The organism is Pseudomonas sp. KCJK8993 (assembly GCF_046230915.1).
Taxonomy (GTDB): domain Bacteria; phylum Pseudomonadota; class Gammaproteobacteria; order Pseudomonadales; family Pseudomonadaceae; genus Aquipseudomonas; species Aquipseudomonas piscis.
The window spans coordinates 85,446-104,523 of record NZ_JBJJLO010000002.1 but is presented as its reverse complement, the minus strand read 5'-3'; the positions used below and the strand labels follow the sequence as shown (position 1 = coordinate 104,523).

The window sequence follows — 19,078 nt, the reverse complement described above, 5'->3', positions numbered from 1 at the left end:
ATGGGTTACCGGGCGTCCGGGCCCAGGTGGTCGTCCGGGATATTCAGTTCGATGCCCATGCGCTGGCCCTCCTGGAGGATATGCCGGCGCATCTCGGCGCTGGCCTGGGCGCTGTTGCGGTTGCGGATCGCTCGGACCACCGCTTCGTTTTCCTCCAGGCGTTCGGCCAGGTGCTGGGGAGATTCGCGCAGGATCCGCGCGCTCTGCCTGAGGGCGTTGCTGGTCTGCTGCACCACGTTCTGGAAGATCGGGTTGCTGGTCAGGGTGAACAGTTCTTCATGGAAAGCGATGTAGGCATTGGCCCCGGCCTCTGCGTCGCTGGCTTCCAGGGCTTCGCGCATGTCCATCAGGGTCAGGCGTAGCTGGCCGATCTCCCGGCTGCTGATGGATTGCGCCACCAGGCCGACGATGAAGGGCTCCAGGGTATAGCGCAGCTGCAACACGTCCTCCAGGCTGGCGCCGGCCAGCGTGGCTTCCGGGCCCTGGAGCTCGTCCAGGGGGGCCTCGAGCACCAGCACGCCCTTGCCGGGCATGGAACGCACCAGGCCCAGGGTTTCCAGGACGATCACCGCTTCACGCAGGCTGGGCCGGCTGATCCCCAGCTGTTCGGCCAGTTCACGCTGTCCGGGCAGCATGTCGCCGGAGCGCCACTGGCCGCGGGCCAGGGCGGCCCGCAGCTTTTCTACCACTGAGTTCACAACCGTTGACGAGCTGATCACTGTCGACTCCATGTAAGGGGCGCGCGTTGTCGCGCGCTGATTGCTGTGCCTGGCGCGGGCCGGCACAAGGATGGATCAGAATTCCTGCTGGCTCCCGCTCGCAGCCTTGCGGGCCTGGAAACCATAGCCTTGCTGGCCGCTGAGCACCTTGCCGGCCCGCTGTAGATCGATGTCCTGTTCCCAGCGGGCGATGGCGACCGTGGCCACGCAATTGCCGATCAGGTTGGTCAGGGCCCGGCCGATGCCCATGAACCAGTCCACCGCCAGCACCAGGACCAGGCCCACCACCGGGATCGCCGGGATCGCGGTCAGGGTCGCCGCCAGGATCACCAGGGCCGAACCGGGAATGCCGTGGGCACCCTTGGAGGTGATCAGCGATACCAGCAGGATGGTCAGCAGGTCTGCCATGGACAGCGGCGTGCCGGTGGCATTGGCGATGAAGACGATAGCCAGGGTCAGGTAGATGGAGAAACCGTCGAGGTTGAACGAATAACCGGTAGGAATCACCAGGCCCACGGTGGAACTGCCGATCCCCAAGTGTTCCAGCTTACGCATGACCTGTGGCAGTACCGCGTCCGAAGAGGCGGTGCCGAGCACGATCAGCAACTCCTCGCGCAGGTACTTGAGCAAAGGCAGCATGCGCAGGCCCGACAGGCGCATCACCAGGCCCAGGATCAGCGCGACGAAAGCGCTGCAGGTCAGGTAGAACACGCCCACCAGGCTGCCCAGGTGCTGTAGCGAGTCCAGGCCGTACTTGCTGGTGGTGAAGGCAATGGCGCCGAACACCCCGATGGGCGCCAGGTGGACGATCATGCCCATGATGCGGAAGATCACGTGGCTCAGTTCGTTGATCAAGCGCGAGATCCCGGAGGCCGCTTCGCCCACCAGGTTCAGCGCGCTACCGAACAGTACCGAGAACAGCAGCACCTGGAGGATGTTGTTCTCGGCGAAGGCACCGAGCACCGAGGAGGGGATCAGGCCCATGAGGAACTGGCTGGTGGTGAGCATATGCTCGCTGCGCTGGGCGATGTCGCCCATGTCAGCGGAAGACAGCTGCTCCAGGTGGATGTTGGCGCCGCTGCCGATGCCGGTGCTGAAGGCCATGACCAGGCCGATGACCAGGGCCAGGGTGGTGAGGATTTCGAAGTAGATCACCGATTTCAGGCCGATGCGGCCGACCTTCTTCAGGTCGCCGGCGCCGCAGATGCCGCTGACCACCACGCAGAACACGATGAGGCCGATGAGCATCTTGATCAGCTTGATGAAGGCATCGCCCAGGGGTTTGAGTTGCGAGGAGTATTCGGGGAGGGTGAGACCGCACACGATGCCGAGCAACAGCCCGAGCACCACTTGGAGGAAGATCGAACGCGAGCACCATTTGAGCATGGGAGGAATCCTGGTCGGTGTCCGGCCTGCCGGGCATTCGAGACGCGGCGGATGACGGACTTAATTATTGTGGTCTTACCGGTTTGTCCAGTGCAGGCGCAGTCTACGCTCGGGTTTTTTGGGTTTACAAGAGGAATCGGGCAAATTGGCTTTGCCGGTCTGACCAGTGGTTTTGTGCTGCCGATCCAGGCTTTCGGTCTTGTGGTATTCGGGGGACGTGCAAGGGCCGTCGCAGAGCCTTGGAGGTTCCTGCGGGGCGCGTCGCCGCTTGCAGTAGCTGCTAGAGGGAGTTTTTTGGGGACATGAAAAAGCCCGGCGCCAGGCCGGGCTTTTCTATTGCGGTGCGGTGCCGATTAAGCGCCGTACACCGGCAGCTTCTTGCAGATGGCCTTGACCTTCTCGCGTACGGCGTCGATCACCGCTTCGTTGTTCAGGTCAGCCAGGATGTCGCAGATCCAGCCGGCCAGCTCGCGGCACTCGGCTTCCTTGAAGCCGCGGGTGGTCACGGCTGGAGTACCGAAGCGCAGGCCCGAGGTGACGAACGGCGAGCGTGGGTCGTTTGGCACGGAGTTTTTGTTCACGGTGATGAAGGCCTTGCCCAGGGCGGCGTCGGCGTCCTTACCGGAGATGTCCTGCTTGATCAGGGACAGCAGGAACAGGTGGTTCTGGGTACCGCCGGAAACCACGTCGAAACCGCGCTCGATGAACACTTCGGCCATGGCCTGGGCGTTCTTCACCACTTGCTGCTGGTAGGCCTTGAACTCAGGTTGCAGGGCTTCCTTGAAGCAGATGGCCTTGGCGGCGATCACGTGCTCCAGCGGGCCGCCCTGGGCGCCAGGGAATACGGCGGAGTTCAGTTTCTTCTCGATGTCGGCGTTGGCGCGAGCCAGGATCAGGCCGCCACGTGGACCGCGCAGGGTCTTGTGGGTAGTGGTGGTGACCACGTCGGCGAATGGCACCGGGTTCGGGTATACGCCAGCGGCTACCAGGCCGGCCACGTGGGCCATGTCGACGAACAGGTAGGCACCGACCTTGTCGGCGATTTCGCGAAAGCGTGGGAAGTCCAGGATCTGCGAGTAGGCGGAGAAACCGGCGACGATCATTTTCGGCTTGTGCTCGACCGCCAGGCGCTCGACTTCGTCGTAGTCGATCAGGCCGTTGGCATCGATGCCGTATTGAACGGCGTTGTACAGCTTGCCGGAGGAGGAAACCGCAGCACCGTGGGTCAGGTGGCCGCCGTGGGCCAGGCTCATGCCCAGGATGGTGTCGCCGCCTTGCAGCAGGGCCAGGTAGACCGCGGCGTTGGCCTGGGAGCCGGCGTGGGGCTGGACGTTGGCGTAGTCGGCGCCGAACAGTTCCTTGGCGCGATCGATTGCAAGCTGCTCGACCACGTCGACGTACTCGCAACCACCGTAGTAGCGCTTGCCTGGGTAGCCTTCGGCGTACTTGTTGGTCAGTACCGAGCCTTGAGCTTCCATCACCGCTGGGCTGGTGTAGTTTTCCGAAGCGATCAGCTCAATGTGCTCTTCCTGGCGCTGAGCTTCTTGCTCCATGGCGGCAAAGAGATCGGCGTCGTACTTGGCAATAGTCAAATCACGGCTGAACATGGCGGTCCTCAAGGATCGGGGGGGCAGAAAAGGCAAGCATTCTAACCCAATGGGTTTTGGATGGCATATGAAAGGACATCATGTCGCACGCAAAACAGCTTCAAGTGACGGGCTGCAAGCTGAAGCGGATCGCTTTTCTCGTGCAGCTTGTCGCTTGAAGCCTGCCGCTGCTTCTAGTCGAACATGAACAAGGCGTCGTTGCTGAATTGCGCTTCGAAACGGTTGGCCGGCATCGGCCGCCCGAACAGGTAGCCCTGGACCTCGTCGCAGCCGTGTTCGCGCAGGAAGTCCAGCTGTTCGTGGGTCTCCACCCCTTCGGCGATCACCGCCAGGTTCAGGCTGTGGGCCATGGCGATGATGGCGCGGGCGATCTGCGCGTCCTGCTCGCCGGACGGCAGGCCGTCGACGAAGGTGCGATCGATCTTCAGCACGTCGATGGGGAACTGCTTGAGGTAGTTCAGTGACGAGTAGCCAGTGCCGAAGTCGTCCACCGCGATGCTCAGCCCCAGGTTCTTCAGGCCGTCGAGTATCTGCATCGCTTCGCTGACCTCGCGCATCAGGATGCTTTCGGTCAACTCCAGCTCCAGGCATGCCGGCGGCAGGCCGGTGTCCCGGAGAATGGTGGCAATGCGCATGCCCAGCTGGCCGTCGGAGAATTGTCGGGCCGAAATGTTCACCGAAACCTTCGGTACCCGCACCTTGGCCACGTGCCAGGCCTTGAGTTGGCGACAGGCTTCGCTGATCACCCAATCGCCGACATCCACCACCAGCCCCAGTTCTTCCAACACCGGAATGAAGTCGCCCGGCGGCACCAGGCCGCGGCGTGGATGGCGCCAGCGCAGCAGGGCCTCGGCCCCGGTCAGGCGCTTGCCGTCGCCGCTGAACTGCGGTTGGTAGTAGAGCACGAACTCCTGCTGCTCCAGGGCATGGCGCAGGTCGCTTTCCAGTTCCAGGCGTTCCAGGGCACTGGCGTTCATGTCCGCCTGGTAGAACTGGAAGTTGTTCTTGCCGCGTTCCTTGGCGTGGTACATCGCGGTGTCGGCGTTCTTCATCAACTGGCTCAGTTCGTTGCCGTCCTGGGGGCTCAGGGCGATGCCGATACTGGCGGTGACGAAGAACTCACGGCCTTCGAGGACGAAAGGTTTGACCAGGCTGGCGAGGATCTGCTCGGCGACGTGGATCGCCCGGTTCAGGGCAATTTCCCGACTGGCGCGCGGTTGCAGCAGCAGGGTGAACTCGTCGCCGCCCATCCGCGCCACGGTATCGTCATCGTCGACGCAACCCAGCAGGCGGACGGCCATCTCCTTGAGCATGCGGTCGCCGGCAGCATGGCCCAGGGAGTCGTTGATCGGTTTGAAGCGATCGAGGTCGAGGAACATCAGCACCACCCAGGACTTCTGCCGTTCCGCCGATTGCAGCGCGGTGTGCAGGCGGTCCTGGAACAGTGTGCGGTTGGGCAGGTGGGTCAGGGCATCGTAGTAGGCCAGGCGGTGGATCCGTTGTTCGCTGGCCTTGCGTTCGCTGATGTCGCTGAAGAAGCACACGTAGCTGGCCAGGTCGCCTTCGTCGTCGAGCACCGCGGTGATCCCGACCCAGGCTGGGTAGTGCTCGCCATTGCGACGCTTGAGCCAGACCTCGCCTTCCCAGGTGCTGTGCTGGTTCAACTGCTTGATCACGTAGCGCAGGTGGGCTTCCTGCTGTTCATCCACGGTGAGCATGTTCGGCAGTTGGTCCAGCACTTGGGATACGGCGTAGCCGCTGACCCGGCTGAAGGCCTCGTTGGCCTGCACGATGTAGCCTGCCGGGTCGGTGATGAGAATCGCCGAGGTCGAGTGCTCGAATACCGTGGCCGCCATGCGCAGGTCTTTTTCCGCCCGGCGTTGCTGGCTGATATCGCGGCCGACCCCGAGCACGCCTTCGAAGGCACCGTGTTCGTCCCAGACCAGCACCAGGCGCAGTTCGATGGGGATCTTGCGGCCATCGGCCCGCAGGCAGTCGAACAGGAACAGCTGGGTCTGCACCTGGCTGCGCAATTGTGCCAGTTGCTCGGGCTTGTCCAGGGCCTTGCTGACCCGGTCCATCAGCACATAGATGCCGGTCAACTGCTGCGGGTTGGCGATGGTCGACTGCCAGCCGTTCTGGAACACCCACTCCACGTCGTAGCCGAGCACCGACTGCACCGATGGGCTGACGTAGTTCAGCGAGAGCTTGTTGTCGGTGGAGAAGATCACGTCGCTGATGCTTTCGGCGAGCATGCGGTAGCGCTGTTCGCTGTCGCGCAGGGACTCGCTGGCCTCGATCTGGTCGGTGATGTCCTTGGCCACGCCGATGATGCGCGTCACCTGGTCGTAGCGATCACGGGCCAGTGCCTGTTCGCGGATCTCGAAGCGCCGCCATTGGCCGCTGCGATGGCGGAAGCGCAACTGGCACTGCAGGAGCTGGGCATACCCGGAATGCCGCTGGTCCTGGCGCAGTTGGTGATAAAGGTCGGCGTCCTCGGGGTGGAGCAGGATCTCCCAGAAGTACTCGCCCATCTGCTGCAGTTCGGTCTGGTTGTAGCCCAGGGTCTGCCCGAGATGGTGGTTGCTGAAGATCATCCGCTGGCTGATCACATCCTGCACGTACAGGTGATCGGGCACGGTCCGCACCACGTCCGACCAGAAACCCTCGCGCTCCAGCAGCGACAGTTCGATCAGCTTGCGACTGGTGATATCGCTGATGCTGAGGATCACCGCCCTGAAGTCGTCGGGTTGTTCCGGCAGGCGCATCACCAGCCATAGGTGCTGGTCGTTGCCCTGGGCATCGCTGAGCTTGATTTCCAGTTCCAGCTGCTTGTGCTGATTGACCAGCGCTTCGAGCAGCTGGCCGCCGATGGCGCTGCCGGGGTTCGGGCTGCCTTCGATCAGCAATTGCCAGGCCTCGTCGCCGGACTGGACGTTGAGCAAGCTCAGGGCGACCTGGTTGACTTCGGTGATGCGCAGTTCCTGGAGCAATTGGCGGTACTGCTCCGGATGGCCGTCCTGCCAGCGCTTGAGCTGGTTGAGCGAATGCAGGTGGTGTTTCTCCAGCAGGCTTGGCAGACCGGAGATGTCCAGCACGCAGAGGGCCACGCCAGTGCCCTCGAAAATGTCCTGGTAGCGGCGCCGGCCTTCGTGCAGTTGGCGCTGGCGTCGGCGGATGTTGAGGAGGGCGATCACCGGCAGCAGGGAAAAGGCCAGCCCCAGCAGGCACTTGCCGATGAAGGCCGGCAGCAGTTCCTCGAGTACCGCGCGCTGGTCGAACAAGCCGCGCAGTTGCCAGTCGCTGTTGCCCAGGGGCGACAGCTGCACGCTGCTGGCCATTTCGTCGGGGTTGAGCATGCCCGGGGTCGGGGTGCTGCGCTCGTCACGCTTGATCACCTGGCGGCTCAGGCGGTTCTCGATCACCCAGCTGGGCTTGAAGCTGTCCTCGCTCTGGCGCACCAGGCTCTGCAGGAAGCTTGGCGCCATCCGCAGGACCCAGTAGCCACGGGTCGAGCCGCTGGCCTGGTGCAGCAGTACGTGCACCACCGAGCCGTCGGCGGGGTTGCTGTAGTAGAAGCGCTGCGAGCGGCTGCGCTGCACCAGCTCGGCGAGCCATACGACATCCTGGCTGCCCTCGGCGGTATCGCTGATGATTGCGCCCTGGGCATCGAGCAGGGCGAAGCTGCGTACATCCGGCAGGGAGCGCTGGAGTTTCTCCAGCAGTTGCTGTTGTTGCTGGCTGTTCTGGGGGACTTCGACGATTGGCAGCAGGTTGAGGGCGATTTGCGCATTGAGCGCCAGGTTCAGGCTCAGGTGGTCGGCGAGGTCGGCACTGTAGTCGATGGCATGCTGGCGCTGGTCGCGGCGAGCCTGTTGCAGTTGGTCGAGCAACTGCCAGAACAGCAGGGCCAGGAGCAGCAGCACCAGGGTCGCCAATGCGCCTTTGAGGGTGCCGCGCAAAGGAGGGGCCGACACAGGGGCTTTAGCGCGCGCTGGCTGTGGCGAAGTAACGTTGGACAAGCTTTGATCCTGCGGTTTGGCTGGGCTGGCGCGACGTGCACTATAAGCCGGACGCCCGAAGGGCGGCTAGCATGCCTTGAGTTGTGGCAAAGTGCCAGACCCGTCTGGCCGACTAGAGGGTCAGCCCGCTCTCGAGCAGGGAATTCGCCAGCCGCGAAAGAATGGCTACGGCGAAGCAGCAAATCACCACCGAGGCCGTGCGATTGATGGCGTGGGGTGTCAGCCAGGCATGGCCACTGCGCTTGATCCGGGCGCCGAACAGCACCCAGGCGCAGCCCACAGGGATCACCACCGTGGTGAACTGCAAGACGAAATGCAGGTAGAGCTCGGCGTCGGCGAACGTTTGCAGTGGGACGATGAATGACACCACCAGCAAGCCCTTGGGATTGATCAGGGTCAGGAGGAAGAAATGCCGTCGGGATACCTGGCCTTCCGGTGAGGCCTGCGGCCTGTTGCCGGACCGACCCCAGAGCAGGTACGAGGTCTTGGCCAGGTAGCAGACCGAAGCGAATTGCATCAGCTTCAGGCACCAGGGGGCGCCATCACCGATGTGTCCCAGCAGATACCCCCAGAAGGAGATCTGCAGCAGGTAGGCCAGGCATTCCAGCAGGCTCAAGGGCCAGGCACGCCTGAAGCCGCTGAGTACGCCTGAGCGCAACAACAGCGTGTTGGTCGGGCCCGGCATCAACAGCAGCAATCCAAGTGCAGACATGATGTTCAGCATGCAGGCGGTCTCCTGAAACACGCCGGGCCACGATCAACAGGCGCTGGCTAGTCCACTAGATAGATCTCGACGCGCTCCTTGTGCGCCCCGATGTTGTTGCGCTTGAGGCGAAGCCGTCCGACTTCGCCGGTCTTGCGCAGGTGCGTGCCGCCGCAGGGCACCTGGGAGAACCCCTCGATGTGCCAGCAGCGGCGCAGATGTTCGGCGTTGGTGAAGCGGCTTTCGATCGGCAGGTCCGCGGCCACCAAGCGTTCGACCTGCTCGAGGATCTCAGGGAAGTACTGGCTGACGTTGTCCTCCATTACAAAGTCGATGCGAGCCTTGTCCTGGCTGATGTGGGCGCCGACTTTCTCCAGCCCGGGAAATTTCTTGTAGAACAGCTCAAGGACGATTTCGGCGGCGAAGTGCAGGCGCATCAGGGCATAGCGCCGGGTCCAATCGATCCGCACGTTGACCAGGTCGCCCACGGCGAAGTCCGGCTCGGCCGCCAGGCGATAGACGATCCGGTCGTCGACCACCCTGGCTTGGGCAACCTCGATTCGGTTGATGGTGCCGTGGTCCGACTCCTGGCCACCGGATTCGGCGAAGAAGATCGTCGGGCTGATCGTCACGTCGCACCCTTCGATACTCAGCACGCGAGCATCCAGGGAGGTGAGATAGGGAGTACTCCAGAAGGCACGTTCCATATGGCTTGTCTGTCTTGTTCCATGGGGAGGGGCGAAAGGTAGCGTAGAAGCATTGAAGAGCGCTTTCGAGGAAAACTGACCGCCGGCCGGGTAGTGGCCCGATGGCAGGCTCATGCCCGAGCTTGCCCATGGCCTTGTTTGTGAGTGACCAAGGTCTTGCTTCTACAGGTTCTCGGGCTATTGACGGGGGCCTTGTGCCACAAGGGCTGCAGCAAGAAAAAGCGCGGCTGAAGCTCCCGGCGGTCTGCCCGCCGTCGCTCAGTTAGGTTAACCTTGAAGGTTGGGAGTGCTGTGTATCGCACCACGAGGCTTAGCAGGCCTGTTTTCACCTTTTTCACGAGGTCCATATTTTGGCTCAATACGTTTTCACCATGCATCGGCTGGGCAAGGTCGTTCCGCCGAAGCGGGAAATCCTGAAAAACATCTCCCTGTCCTTCTTCCCCGGAGCCAAGATCGGCGTACTGGGCCTCAACGGTTCGGGTAAGTCCACGCTGCTGAAGATCATGGCTGGCGTCGATACCGAGTTCGAAGGTGAAGCACGGCCGATGCCGGAGCTGAACATCGGCTACCTGCCCCAGGAGCCGCAGCTGGACCCGACCAAGAGCGTGCGGGAGGTGGTCGAGGAGGCGGTCAGCGTGATCAAGGACGCCCAGGCCCGCCTGGACGAGGTCTATGCCGCCTACGCCGACCCTGATGCCGACTTCGACAAGCTGGCCGCCGAGCAGGCCAAGCTGGAAGCCATCCTGCAGGCCAGCGACGGCCACAACCTGGAGCGCCAGCTGGAAGTCGCCGCCGATGCCCTGCGCCTGCCGGCCTGGGACGCCCGCGTCGAGCACCTGTCCGGTGGCGAGAAACGCCGCGTGGCCCTGTGCCGCCTGCTGCTGTCGGCCCCCGACATGCTGCTGCTCGACGAACCGACCAACCACCTGGACGCCGACTCGGTGGCCTGGCTGGAGCACTTCCTGCACGACTTCCCGGGCACCGTGGTAGCCATTACTCACGACCGTTACTTCCTCGACAACGTCGCCGGCTGGATCCTGGAACTGGACCGCGGCGCGGGCATCCCGTACGAAGGCAACTACTCCGGCTGGCTGGAGGCCAAGTCGGCGCGCCTGGCCCAGGAATCCAAGCAGCAGTCGGCCCACGAGAAGGCCATGAAGGAAGAGCTGGAATGGGTGCGCAAAGGCGCCAAGGCCCGCCAGTCCAAGTCCAAGGCCCGCCTGCAGCGTTTCGAGGAAATGCAGTCCCAGGAATTCCAGAAGCGCAGCGAGACCAACGAGATCTACATTCCGGCCGGTCCGCGCCTGGGCGACAAGGTCATCGAGTTCAAGAACGTCACCAAGGGTTATGGCGACCGCGTGCTGATCGACAACCTGTCGTTCTCCATGCCCAAGGGCGCCATCGTCGGCGTGATCGGCGGTAACGGCGCCGGTAAATCGACCCTGTTCCGCATGATCATGGGCAAGGAGCAGCCGGACTCGGGCAGCATCGAGATCGGCGAAACCGTGCAACTGGCCTGTGTGGACCAGAGCCGCGAGGACCTGGATGGCAGCAAGACCGTGTTCCAGCAGATTTCCGACGGTTCCGACCAGATCCGCATCGGCAACTACGAGATCCCGTCGCGCACCTATGTCGGCCGCTTCAACTTCAAGGGCGGCGACCAGCAGAAGTTCGTCAAGGACCTCTCCGGTGGTGAACGTGGCCGCCTGCACCTGGCCCTGACCCTTAAGGAGGGCGGCAACGTCCTGCTGCTCGACGAACCGTCCAACGACCTCGACGTCGAGACCCTGCGTTCCCTGGAGGAAGCCCTGCTGGACTTCCCTGGCGCCGCCATCGTGATTTCCCACGATCGCTGGTTCCTGGACCGCGTGGCCACCCACATCCTGGCCTACGAGGACGATTCCCAGGCGGTATTCTTCGAAGGCAACTACACCGAGTACGAAGCCGACCGCAAGAAGCGCCTGGGCGAAGCCGCGGCGCAACCGCACCGTGTACGGCACAAGAAGCTGGCCTGATCGGCTCGCTGCAGGAAACGAACGGAGCCCACTGGGCTCCGTTTTTTATGCCTGGAGAACTGATCGGCGGGCTAATTTGCCGGTTTTGGAGGACGTTCAAAGTGAGTGCAAAGCTGCGGCGTTTTGTCACCAATCCAGTGCGTATGAGGCCTGAAGGTTGGGTAGATTTATATTTTTTGCACCATTTAAATTCATAACTGCGACATTTTGCTCTGTCCCAGTGCAGATTGAATTGCTAAAGTCCCTGGCAAATCTCCCCCTTAACGACAATAAATCCGCCGAGACTTTCCATGATCGAATCCGTCGAAGACTTCCTCGCCCGCCTGAAAAAGCGCGATCCGGACCAGCCAGAATTCCACCAGGCGGTGGAAGAGGTGCTGCGTAGCCTATGGCCGTTTCTGGAAGCCAACCCGCATTACCTGGAGTCCGGGATTCTCGAACGGATTTGCGAGCCGGAACGTGCCGTGGTGTTTCGTGTGTCCTGGGTCGACGACCAGGGCAAGGTCCGGGTCAACCGTGGTTTCCGCATCCAGATGAACAGCGCCATCGGTCCCTACAAGGGCGGCCTGCGCTTCCATCCGTCGGTGAACATGGGCGTGCTGAAGTTCCTGGCTTTCGAGCAGACCTTCAAGAACTCCCTCACTTCCCTGCCCATGGGCGGCGGCAAGGGTGGCTCGGACTTCAACCCCAAGGGCAAGAGCGATGCCGAAGTCATGCGCTTCTGCCAGGCCTTCATGAGCGAGCTGTACCGGCACATCGGTGCGGACGTGGACGTGCCGGCCGGGGATATCGGTGTCGGTGCCCGGGAAATCGGCTTCCTGTTCGGCCAGTACAAGCGCCTGAGCAACCAGTTCACCTCGGTGCTCACCGGCAAGGGCATGAGTTACGGCGGCAGCCTGATTCGCCCGGAGGCCACGGGCTTTGGCTGCGTGTACTTCGCCGAGGAAATGCTCAAGCGGCGTGACGACCGGGTCGAAGGCAAGCGCGTGGCGATCTCCGGCTCCGGCAACGTGGCGCAATACGCTGCCCGCAAGGTCATGGACCTGGGGGGCAAGGTGATCTCGTTGTCGGACTCCGAAGGCACCCTGTACTGCGAGTCCGGCCTGAGCGAAGAGCAATGGCAAGCGGTGCTGGAGCTCAAGAACGTCCAGCGTGGGCGCATCAGCGAGCTGGCCAGCCGCTTCGGCCTGGAGTTCCGTGCCGGCAAGACACCATGGGACCTGCCTTGCGATATCGCACTGCCTTGTGCCACCCAGAACGAGCTGGACGCCGAGGCGGCCCGCACGCTGCTGCGCAATGGCTGCATCTGTGTCGCCGAGGGCGCCAACATGCCCACTACCCTGGAGGCTGTGGATATCTTCATCGACGCTGGCATCCTGTTCGCCCCGGGCAAGGCCTCCAACGCTGGTGGGGTGGCGGTGAGCGGGCTGGAAATGTCGCAGAACGCCATGCGCCTGCTGTGGACCGCCGGCGAAGTGGACAGCAAGCTGTACGCCATCATGCAGTCGATCCACCATGCCTGCGTGCACTACGGTGAAGAAAACGGCCGGATCAACTACGTCAAGGGCGCCAACATCGCCGGGTTCGTCAAGGTGGCCGATGCCATGCTGGCCCAGGGCGTGGTCTGAATCGGTTCAGGCCGGTTCGATGCCGATGACCTCGATCAAGCGGTCGCCCGCCGGCCGCTGCCACCAGACCTCGTCCCCGAGACGCGCGCCCAGCAAGGCGCGGCCCAGGGGCGAGGCCCAGTTCACCAGGCCCCTGGCGACATCGGCCTGATCCTCGCCGACCAGTTGCACACTCTTTGGGTCGCCTGCTTCGTCCACATAAGTCACCCGGCTGCCGATCTGTACCCGGTCGCTGGCGCTCGCTTGTACCACCTGGGCGCTGTGCAGGCGCTGGGTGAAGTAGCGCAGGTCCCGTTCCAGCTCCGCCAGGCGCTGGGGATCGCCGGCATCTTGCAATCCGCGCTGCTGCTGTAGCTGCACAACCCTGTCCTGCAGCTCCACCAGCCCCTGTGGCGTAACGTAGTTGGGCTGGCTGCTGACCTGGCGCTCCACCGGCTGTGCGGCTTGGGCGGCGGCCTGGTCTTCGTTGACGAAAGCGCGACTCATGGCGGTTCTCCCTGGTTGGGGTTGGCCATGGTGGCAGACCCCAGGCATGGAGCATTGCCTGAAAGCGACCTATTGCGAACGATAGGCCCGGGCGGCATCGCGATCCTTCTCCTGCTGCCAGGCCCGCTCACGCTCATCCCAGTGGCGCTGGCGGTACTGTTCGCGGTCCTGGTTCTCCAGCATGGCCTGGCACTGGCGGAAACCGTCGCTCCAGCCCTCGGCGTATTGCGCATCCTGGAGATAGCGGGGGACGTCCTTGCGAAACTCTCCACTGATGGAGCCGGCTGCCTGTCGGCCGCTGACGCAGCCGTCGTCGAAACCGTCGGCAAAGGCCGGTGGATAGCCTTGCTTGAGCAAATACTCGTGGTTCGACTCACAACCACCGATCAGGGCCAGTGCCAGCAATGCCCAAGCGTAACGCCACATCGAGGAGCTCCCAGACTTCACATGAGTGAAGTCTAGAAGGGCATTTGTCGGCGACGCGTGAAAACCTTGTCGCTAGGAGCTTGACGCTAGCAGCTGCCGTTAATAGTGGTACCACTTGAGTTCGAGCATGACTTCATTGACCGGGCTGGCCAGCTGGCTGAACTCGCGCTGGGCGCTCAGGCGCAGGCCCAGGTTGCGTGACAGCTCCCATTGCTGGTTGAGGCTCAGGCTGCGGCGCACTTCGCCGTTGGTGAAGTAGTCGCCCTTGGCTTCGAGGCTGAAATTGCCCAAGGGGTTTTTCCAGAGGATGCCGGAATCGAAGCCGGCCGCCGGAGCGATGAAGCCGGCGAAGTCGGCGTTGTGTTCCACCCGAACCGTGCCCAACGCAAAGCCCAGGGTGTCCTCGCCCAATTGCCAGGTGCCGCCGGCACCGCCATTGACGTGGCTGACCAGGGTTTCGTCGTCATGCTTGCCCGGTACCCGCTCCAGGCCGCCGGTGACTTGCCAGGACCACGGCTGCAGCAGCTCGTTGCGTGGGGTCAGGGAGCGGATGGTCGCCAGGTCCAGCTGTTGCAATTGCCAGCGGTTGCCTTCGTACTGGCGCAGTTTCATCTGCAGGATCTCGATCTGCGCCCCGAGGGGGAAACCTTCGGCGTTGTCGTTGAGATCGTGATAGGCCATGCGCGGGTCGTATTCGGCGAAGGCCTTGTCCTCCCGCGTGCCGACGCCAAGCTGCCAGGTTCGCGACTGGTGGCCGTCTTCCGGCAGGCCCGGGCGTTGGATCTGCAGCTCGGGCGCCGGGTTCTGGTTGATGGCCTTGAGCAGCTCGAAGCTGCGCTGCGAACGTTCGGCGTCGCGCTCCAGGCCGTTGGCCCGATAGCGCTCCAGGCGGTAGGCCGCATCGACGACCAGGGCCTGGCGATCCCGGGGCAGGGCCTTGAACCCGGGGTCTTGCAATTGTTTCTGGTCGGCGCTGACCTTGAGTACCCATTGCTGTTCTTCATGGCTCAAGGGCTGGGCGCGGCTGAGCAGCTCGCGCTCGCGGGACGGACGGTAGTCGATGCGCTCCACCAGCCCGGCCTCCTTGACAGCCTTGACCGTGTCGGTGGGGATCGCGGTGAGCGGGAACTGGCCGGTCAGGCGCAGGCTCGGGCGGGCGACCTGGAGCAGTTCCAGCAAGCGGTAGGAGCAGTTTTCGTCGAAGAAGAAGTAGTCGAACTTGATCTGCTTCAGTTCCCAGACATGCTCCACCATGCGCTCGGTTTCTTCCTGGGTCAGGTTCAGCCGGTACTCCCACAGGTCGCGGTTCTCCAGGCTGCGGTACTCCGCCAGCTTCTCCTGGTAGGGGACCAGGGCGAACAGCCCGGGATAGCCGCCCATCAGGCCTTTCCAGGCATAGAGGATGCTGTTGTCCGAACCTTCGATATAGGCGCCGAAGTTGATCGCGTAGCTGAGCAGGGCCGTGTGGTTGCTCTGCACGTCTGCCTGGTCGATACGCAGCAGGGTGTGGCCGAACATCGACGAAGGGCTGTTGAGGTAGGCCGCCGGGAAGATCATCACCGTGCTGTGGGGGGCGACGTCCTTGAACCATTGGCTGAACTCGTTGCACTGGACCGCAGGCAGGTCGTTGAACCCCAGCTGGGCCTTGAGCCAGCGGGTGCGGGCCGGGTAGACGCACTGGGCATGGCGTTCGCCGGCGCTGGCCGGAGCATAGAGCGCATCGAGGGTCGCGCTCAGCTCGGCATCGGGATGATGGGCGCCGTCGGCGGCGAGGAAGAAGCGCGGATCGCTGACGTAGCTGCGCCAGCCGCCAAGCTTGGCGGTCTCGTAGTGGCCGATGGAGATCCAGAAGGGATCGTTGGCCAGTTGCTGCAAACGTTGTGAGTCAATGTGGGGCGCGGCGTACAGCGGGGCGCAGGCACAGAGCGCCAGGTAGGCAAGGCGTTTGAGCATGGTGGGCAACTTGAGTCGGAAATACAAAAGCCCGGAAGGGGCAGGACCAGAAAGAAAAACCCGCTCCCCGAAAGGAGCGGGCGGGGGCCGGCTTAGGCTGGAGTGGCGTACTTGGCCAGGCGAGCATCGCCTTTGAGTACGGCCAGGGTGTTGGCATGCACGTCTTCGGCGGTCACGTCGGCTTTGCTGAAGATCTGCTGGAAGTGTTCATGGGTAACCGCGGCGAAGTGCGCACGGTCTTCGGGAGCTACGCCCAGGACGACGGCGTAGGTGGTCAGGGCTTCGCCCTGGCCCTTGGCCATGTCTTCGGACAGCTCATTCATCATGCCGTTCATGGCGAACCAGGATTTGCCACCGTAGGTCAGGGCGGCGTTGGTGGAGCAGCCGTTGGTGCCGGAGGTCATGCCGAAGGTGGCGTTGCCGGAGGTACCGTTGGTGGTGGAAGCCAGGAAGTGGGCAGGAGTGCCGCGCTGGCCTTTGAACAGCATGTTACCCCAACCGCAGTCTGGGCCACCTGGCGCTTGGGCCATGGCGTTCAGGGAGACGGCGGTGAAGAGAGTACCGAGAAGAATCCGTTTCATAGCGTTGTTCTCTTTGTGCATACCAATAATGGACAGGGAGGTTGGTCCGTGCAGGCACCAGGGGACCGGTTATTTATCCGGTCGCGCAGGTTGGAGTTTAGGCAGAATCCATCGGTTCCGTAAGTATTTACAACGCGATACTGGATATGCCAGGTGGCCCCTGGCATGGGGGGACAGGCTGCGGTCCGTCCCTGTTCGGCCAGCAGGCGCGCCTTGCCAGCCGGGCCTGGCCAGCGCCAGAATGCCGCCATCCGCCCCGCCTGATGTAAGGAAGTCCGATGCCTGATCCTGTTGCCGCCAGCCTGCGTCTCGCGCCTGAGGCCTTGACCCGCCCGTTCTCCGCTGAGCAGTTCAGCTTCTCGACCACCAATGATCTGGAGCCCTTTCGCGGTGTGCTTGGCCAGGAACGCGCAGTGGAGGCCTTGCAGTTCGGCGTGGCCATGCCGCGCCCCGGTTACAACGTATTCGTCATGGGCGAACCGGGCACCGGGCGCTTTTCCTTCGTCAAGCGCTACCTGAAGGCCGAGGGCAAGCGCCTGCACACGCCATCGGACTGGGTCTACGTCAACAATTTCGACGAACCGCGCGAGCCCCGGGCGCTGGAACTGGCGGCGGGGGCCGCGGGCAGCTTCATCGCCGATATCAACGGCCTGATCGACAACCTGCTGGCAACCTTTCCGGCGGTCTTCGAACACCCGTCCTACCAGCAGAAGAAGAGCGCCATCGACCGGGCCTTCAACCAGCGCTATGACCGTGCCCTGGATGTGATCGAGCGCCTGGCCCTGGAGAAGGACGTGGCGCTGTATCGCGATAGCAGCAATATCGCCTTCACTCCGATGTACGAAGGCAAGGCGTTGGACGAGGCCGAGTTCGCCCAGTTGCCGGAGGCTGATCGCGAGCGTTTCCACGAGGACATTTCCGCCCTTGAAGAACGCCTCAACGAAGAACTGGCGAGCCTGCCGCAGTGGAAGCGCGAATCGAGCAACCAGCTGCGCCAGCTCAATGAGGAAACCATCACCCTGGCCCTGCAGCCGTTGCTGGCGCCATTGTCGGAGAAATACGCGGAGAACGCCGGGGTCTGTGGCTACCTGCAGGCCATGCAGGTCTACCTGCTGAAAACCGTGGTCGAGCAGCTGGTGGACGACAGCAAGACCGACGCCGTGGCGCGCAAGCTGCTGGAGGAGCAGTACTGCCCGAGCCTGGTGGTCGGTCATCCCGCCAGCGGTGGTGCCCCGGTGGTGTTCGAGCCCCATCCGACCTACGACAACCTGTTCGGGCGGATCGAGTACAGCACTGACCAGGGCGCGCTCTACACCACCTATCGACAGTTGCGCCCTGGGGCATTGCATCGGGCCAACGGCGGTTTCCTGATCCTGGAAGCCGAGAAGATGCTCAGCGAACCCTTCGTCTGGGATGCCCTCAAGCGTGCCTTGCAGTCGCGCAAGCTGAAGATGGAGTCGCCGCTGGGGGAAATGGGTCGCCTGGCTACCGTGACCCTGACGCCGCAGATGATCCCGCTGCAGGTCAAGGTGATCATCATCGGTGCTCGCCAGCTGTACTACACGCTGCAGGACCTGGATCCGGACTTCCAGGAAATGTTCCGCGTGCTGGTGGACTTCGACGAAGACATCCCGATGGTGGACGAGAGCCTCGAGCAGTTCGCCCAGTTGCTCAAGACCCGTACCTCGGAGGAGGGCATGGCACCTCTGACCGCGGATGCGGTGGCGCGCCTGGCGACCTACAGCGCGCGCCTGGCCGAGCACCAGGGACGCTTGTCGGCGCGGATCGGCGATCTGTTCCAACTGGTCAGCGAGGCCGACTTCATCCGCCACCTGGCCTCGGACGAAATGACCGATGCCGGGCATATCGAACGTGCGCTCAAGGCCAAGGCCACCCGTACCGGGCGGGTCTCGGCGCGGATTCTCGACGACATGCTGGCCGGCATCATCCTCATCGACACCGATGGCGCGGCCGTAGGCAAGTGCAACGGCCTGACGGTACTGGAGGTGGGCGATTCGGCTTTCGGCGTGCCGGCGCGGATTTCCGCCACGGTCTACCCCGGCGGCAGTGGCATCGTCGACATCGAGCGTGAGGTCAACCTGGGGCAGCCGATCCACTCCAAGGGAGTGATGATCCTGACCGGCTACCTAGGCAGCCGTTATGCCCAGGAGTTTCCCCTGGCGATCTCGGCGAGCATCGCCCTGGAACAATCCTACGGTTATGTGGATGGCGACAGTGCTTCGCTGGGCGAGGCCTGCACGCTGATCTCGGCGCTGTCGAGGACGCCACTCAAGCAATGCTTCGCCATCACCGGCTCGATCAACCAGTTCGGTGAAGTACAGGCGGTCGGCGGGGTCAACGAGAAGATCGAAGGCTTCTTCCGCCTGTGCGAAGCCCGTGGGCTGACCGGTGAGCAGGGCGCGATCATTCCCCAGGCCAACGTCGCCACCCTGATGCTCGACGAGAAGGTCCTGCAGGCAGTGCGCGATGGGATGTTCCATGTGTATGCGGTGCGCCAGGCCGACGAGGCCCTGAGCCTGCTGGTGGGCGAACCTGCCGGCGAGCCGGATGCCGATGGCCAGTTTCCCGAGGGCAGCGTGAATGCCCGGGTGGTGGAGCGCTTGCGGGTGATCGCCGAGATGATCGGCGAGGAAGACCTGAAGGAGGCGGAGAAGGAGTCGGCGCAGGAGGCATTGGCGGAAACCAAGCCGGCCTGATGACGGACGATGGCGAGGGCACTGGCTCTCGCCATCGGCGTCGATGCGCTGACGCCAATTTTTCAAAGTAGACCATTCGGCGCCTGTTGGACCGGTCAACTTTGTTTATCGGGCTTTTCTTCTATTCT

General features: G+C 63.2%; 13 protein-coding genes. 3 read left to right on the top strand and 10 right to left on the bottom strand.

Annotation, left to right across the window (positions count from 1 at the left end):
* Positions 1-5: 5 nt before the first annotated feature.
* The 6 genes from ACK6AU_RS01540 to ACK6AU_RS01515 form a co-directional block, all read right to left on the bottom strand.
* Positions 6-719: an FCD domain-containing protein gene (locus tag ACK6AU_RS01540; protein WP_185698346.1), complete on the bottom strand. Its 714-nt coding sequence runs from the start codon at positions 717-719 to the stop codon at positions 6-8.
* Between the two features lie 75 nt (positions 720-794).
* A complete protein-coding gene (locus ACK6AU_RS01535) occupies positions 795-2,105 on the bottom strand; it encodes a C4-dicarboxylate transporter DctA (RefSeq protein ID WP_409297372.1) in 1,311 nt (436 codons plus the stop codon).
* Between the two features lie 353 nt (positions 2,106-2,458).
* The gene (glyA, locus tag ACK6AU_RS01530) at positions 2,459-3,712 is read right to left on the bottom strand and encodes a serine hydroxymethyltransferase (RefSeq protein WP_185698348.1); all 1,254 of its coding nucleotides are present in this window, start codon (positions 3,710-3,712) and stop codon (positions 2,459-2,461) included.
* Positions 3,713-3,885: 173 nt separating this feature from the next.
* Complete coding sequence (locus ACK6AU_RS01525; RefSeq protein WP_409297369.1) at positions 3,886-7,734, bottom strand: EAL domain-containing protein; 3,849 nt, start codon at positions 7,732-7,734, stop codon at positions 3,886-3,888.
* Positions 7,735-7,846: 112 nt separating this feature from the next.
* Entirely contained in the window at positions 7,847-8,458 is a 612-nt protein-coding gene (locus tag ACK6AU_RS01520; protein ID WP_185698350.1) for a LysE family translocator, read from the bottom strand.
* 47 nt (positions 8,459-8,505) lie between these two features.
* Positions 8,506-9,144 (bottom strand): alanyl-tRNA editing protein, encoded by a 639-nt coding sequence (locus tag ACK6AU_RS01515; RefSeq protein ID WP_409297367.1) that lies wholly within the window; start codon positions 9,142-9,144, stop codon positions 8,506-8,508.
* 350 nt (positions 9,145-9,494) lie between these two features.
* Between ACK6AU_RS01515 and ettA the strand changes: the two genes are divergently transcribed.
* Together ettA and gdhA are read left to right on the top strand one after the other, a co-directional pair.
* Positions 9,495-11,159 carry an energy-dependent translational throttle protein EttA gene (gene ettA / locus ACK6AU_RS01510; protein WP_185698352.1) on the top strand — a complete coding sequence of 555 codons (1,665 nt, stop codon included), beginning with the start codon at positions 9,495-9,497 and terminating at the stop codon, positions 11,157-11,159.
* Between the two features lie 290 nt (positions 11,160-11,449).
* Positions 11,450-12,787, top strand: a complete 1,338-nt coding sequence (gene gdhA, locus ACK6AU_RS01505; protein ID WP_409297365.1) for an NADP-specific glutamate dehydrogenase — start codon at positions 11,450-11,452, stop codon at positions 12,785-12,787.
* 6 nt (positions 12,788-12,793) lie between these two features.
* Here the strand turns inward: gdhA and ACK6AU_RS01500 are convergent, their stop codons facing one another.
* The 4 genes from ACK6AU_RS01500 to ACK6AU_RS01485 all read right to left on the bottom strand — a co-directional run bounded on the left by ACK6AU_RS01500 (position 12,794) and on the right by ACK6AU_RS01485 (position 16,233).
* Positions 12,794-13,273 (bottom strand): GreA/GreB family elongation factor, encoded by a 480-nt coding sequence (locus ACK6AU_RS01500; RefSeq protein ID WP_409297363.1) that lies wholly within the window; start codon positions 13,271-13,273, stop codon positions 12,794-12,796.
* A gap of 69 nt (positions 13,274-13,342) precedes the next feature.
* A complete protein-coding gene (locus ACK6AU_RS01495; protein ID WP_409297361.1) occupies positions 13,343-13,699 on the bottom strand; it encodes a hypothetical protein in 357 nt (118 codons plus the stop codon).
* A 99-nt stretch (positions 13,700-13,798) separates the two neighbouring features.
* Entirely contained in the window at positions 13,799-15,652 is a 1,854-nt protein-coding gene (locus tag ACK6AU_RS01490) for a DUF4105 domain-containing protein (RefSeq protein ID WP_409297359.1), read from the bottom strand.
* A gap of 92 nt (positions 15,653-15,744) precedes the next feature.
* Positions 15,745-16,233: a DUF3015 domain-containing protein gene (locus tag ACK6AU_RS01485; RefSeq protein WP_185698356.1), complete on the bottom strand. Its 489-nt coding sequence runs from the start codon at positions 16,231-16,233 to the stop codon at positions 15,745-15,747.
* A gap of 278 nt (positions 16,234-16,511) precedes the next feature.
* Between ACK6AU_RS01485 and ACK6AU_RS01480 the strand changes: the two genes are divergently transcribed.
* Complete coding sequence (locus tag ACK6AU_RS01480) at positions 16,512-18,950, top strand: Lon protease family protein (RefSeq protein WP_185698357.1); 2,439 nt, start codon at positions 16,512-16,514, stop codon at positions 18,948-18,950.
* Positions 18,951-19,078 lie beyond the last annotated feature (128 nt).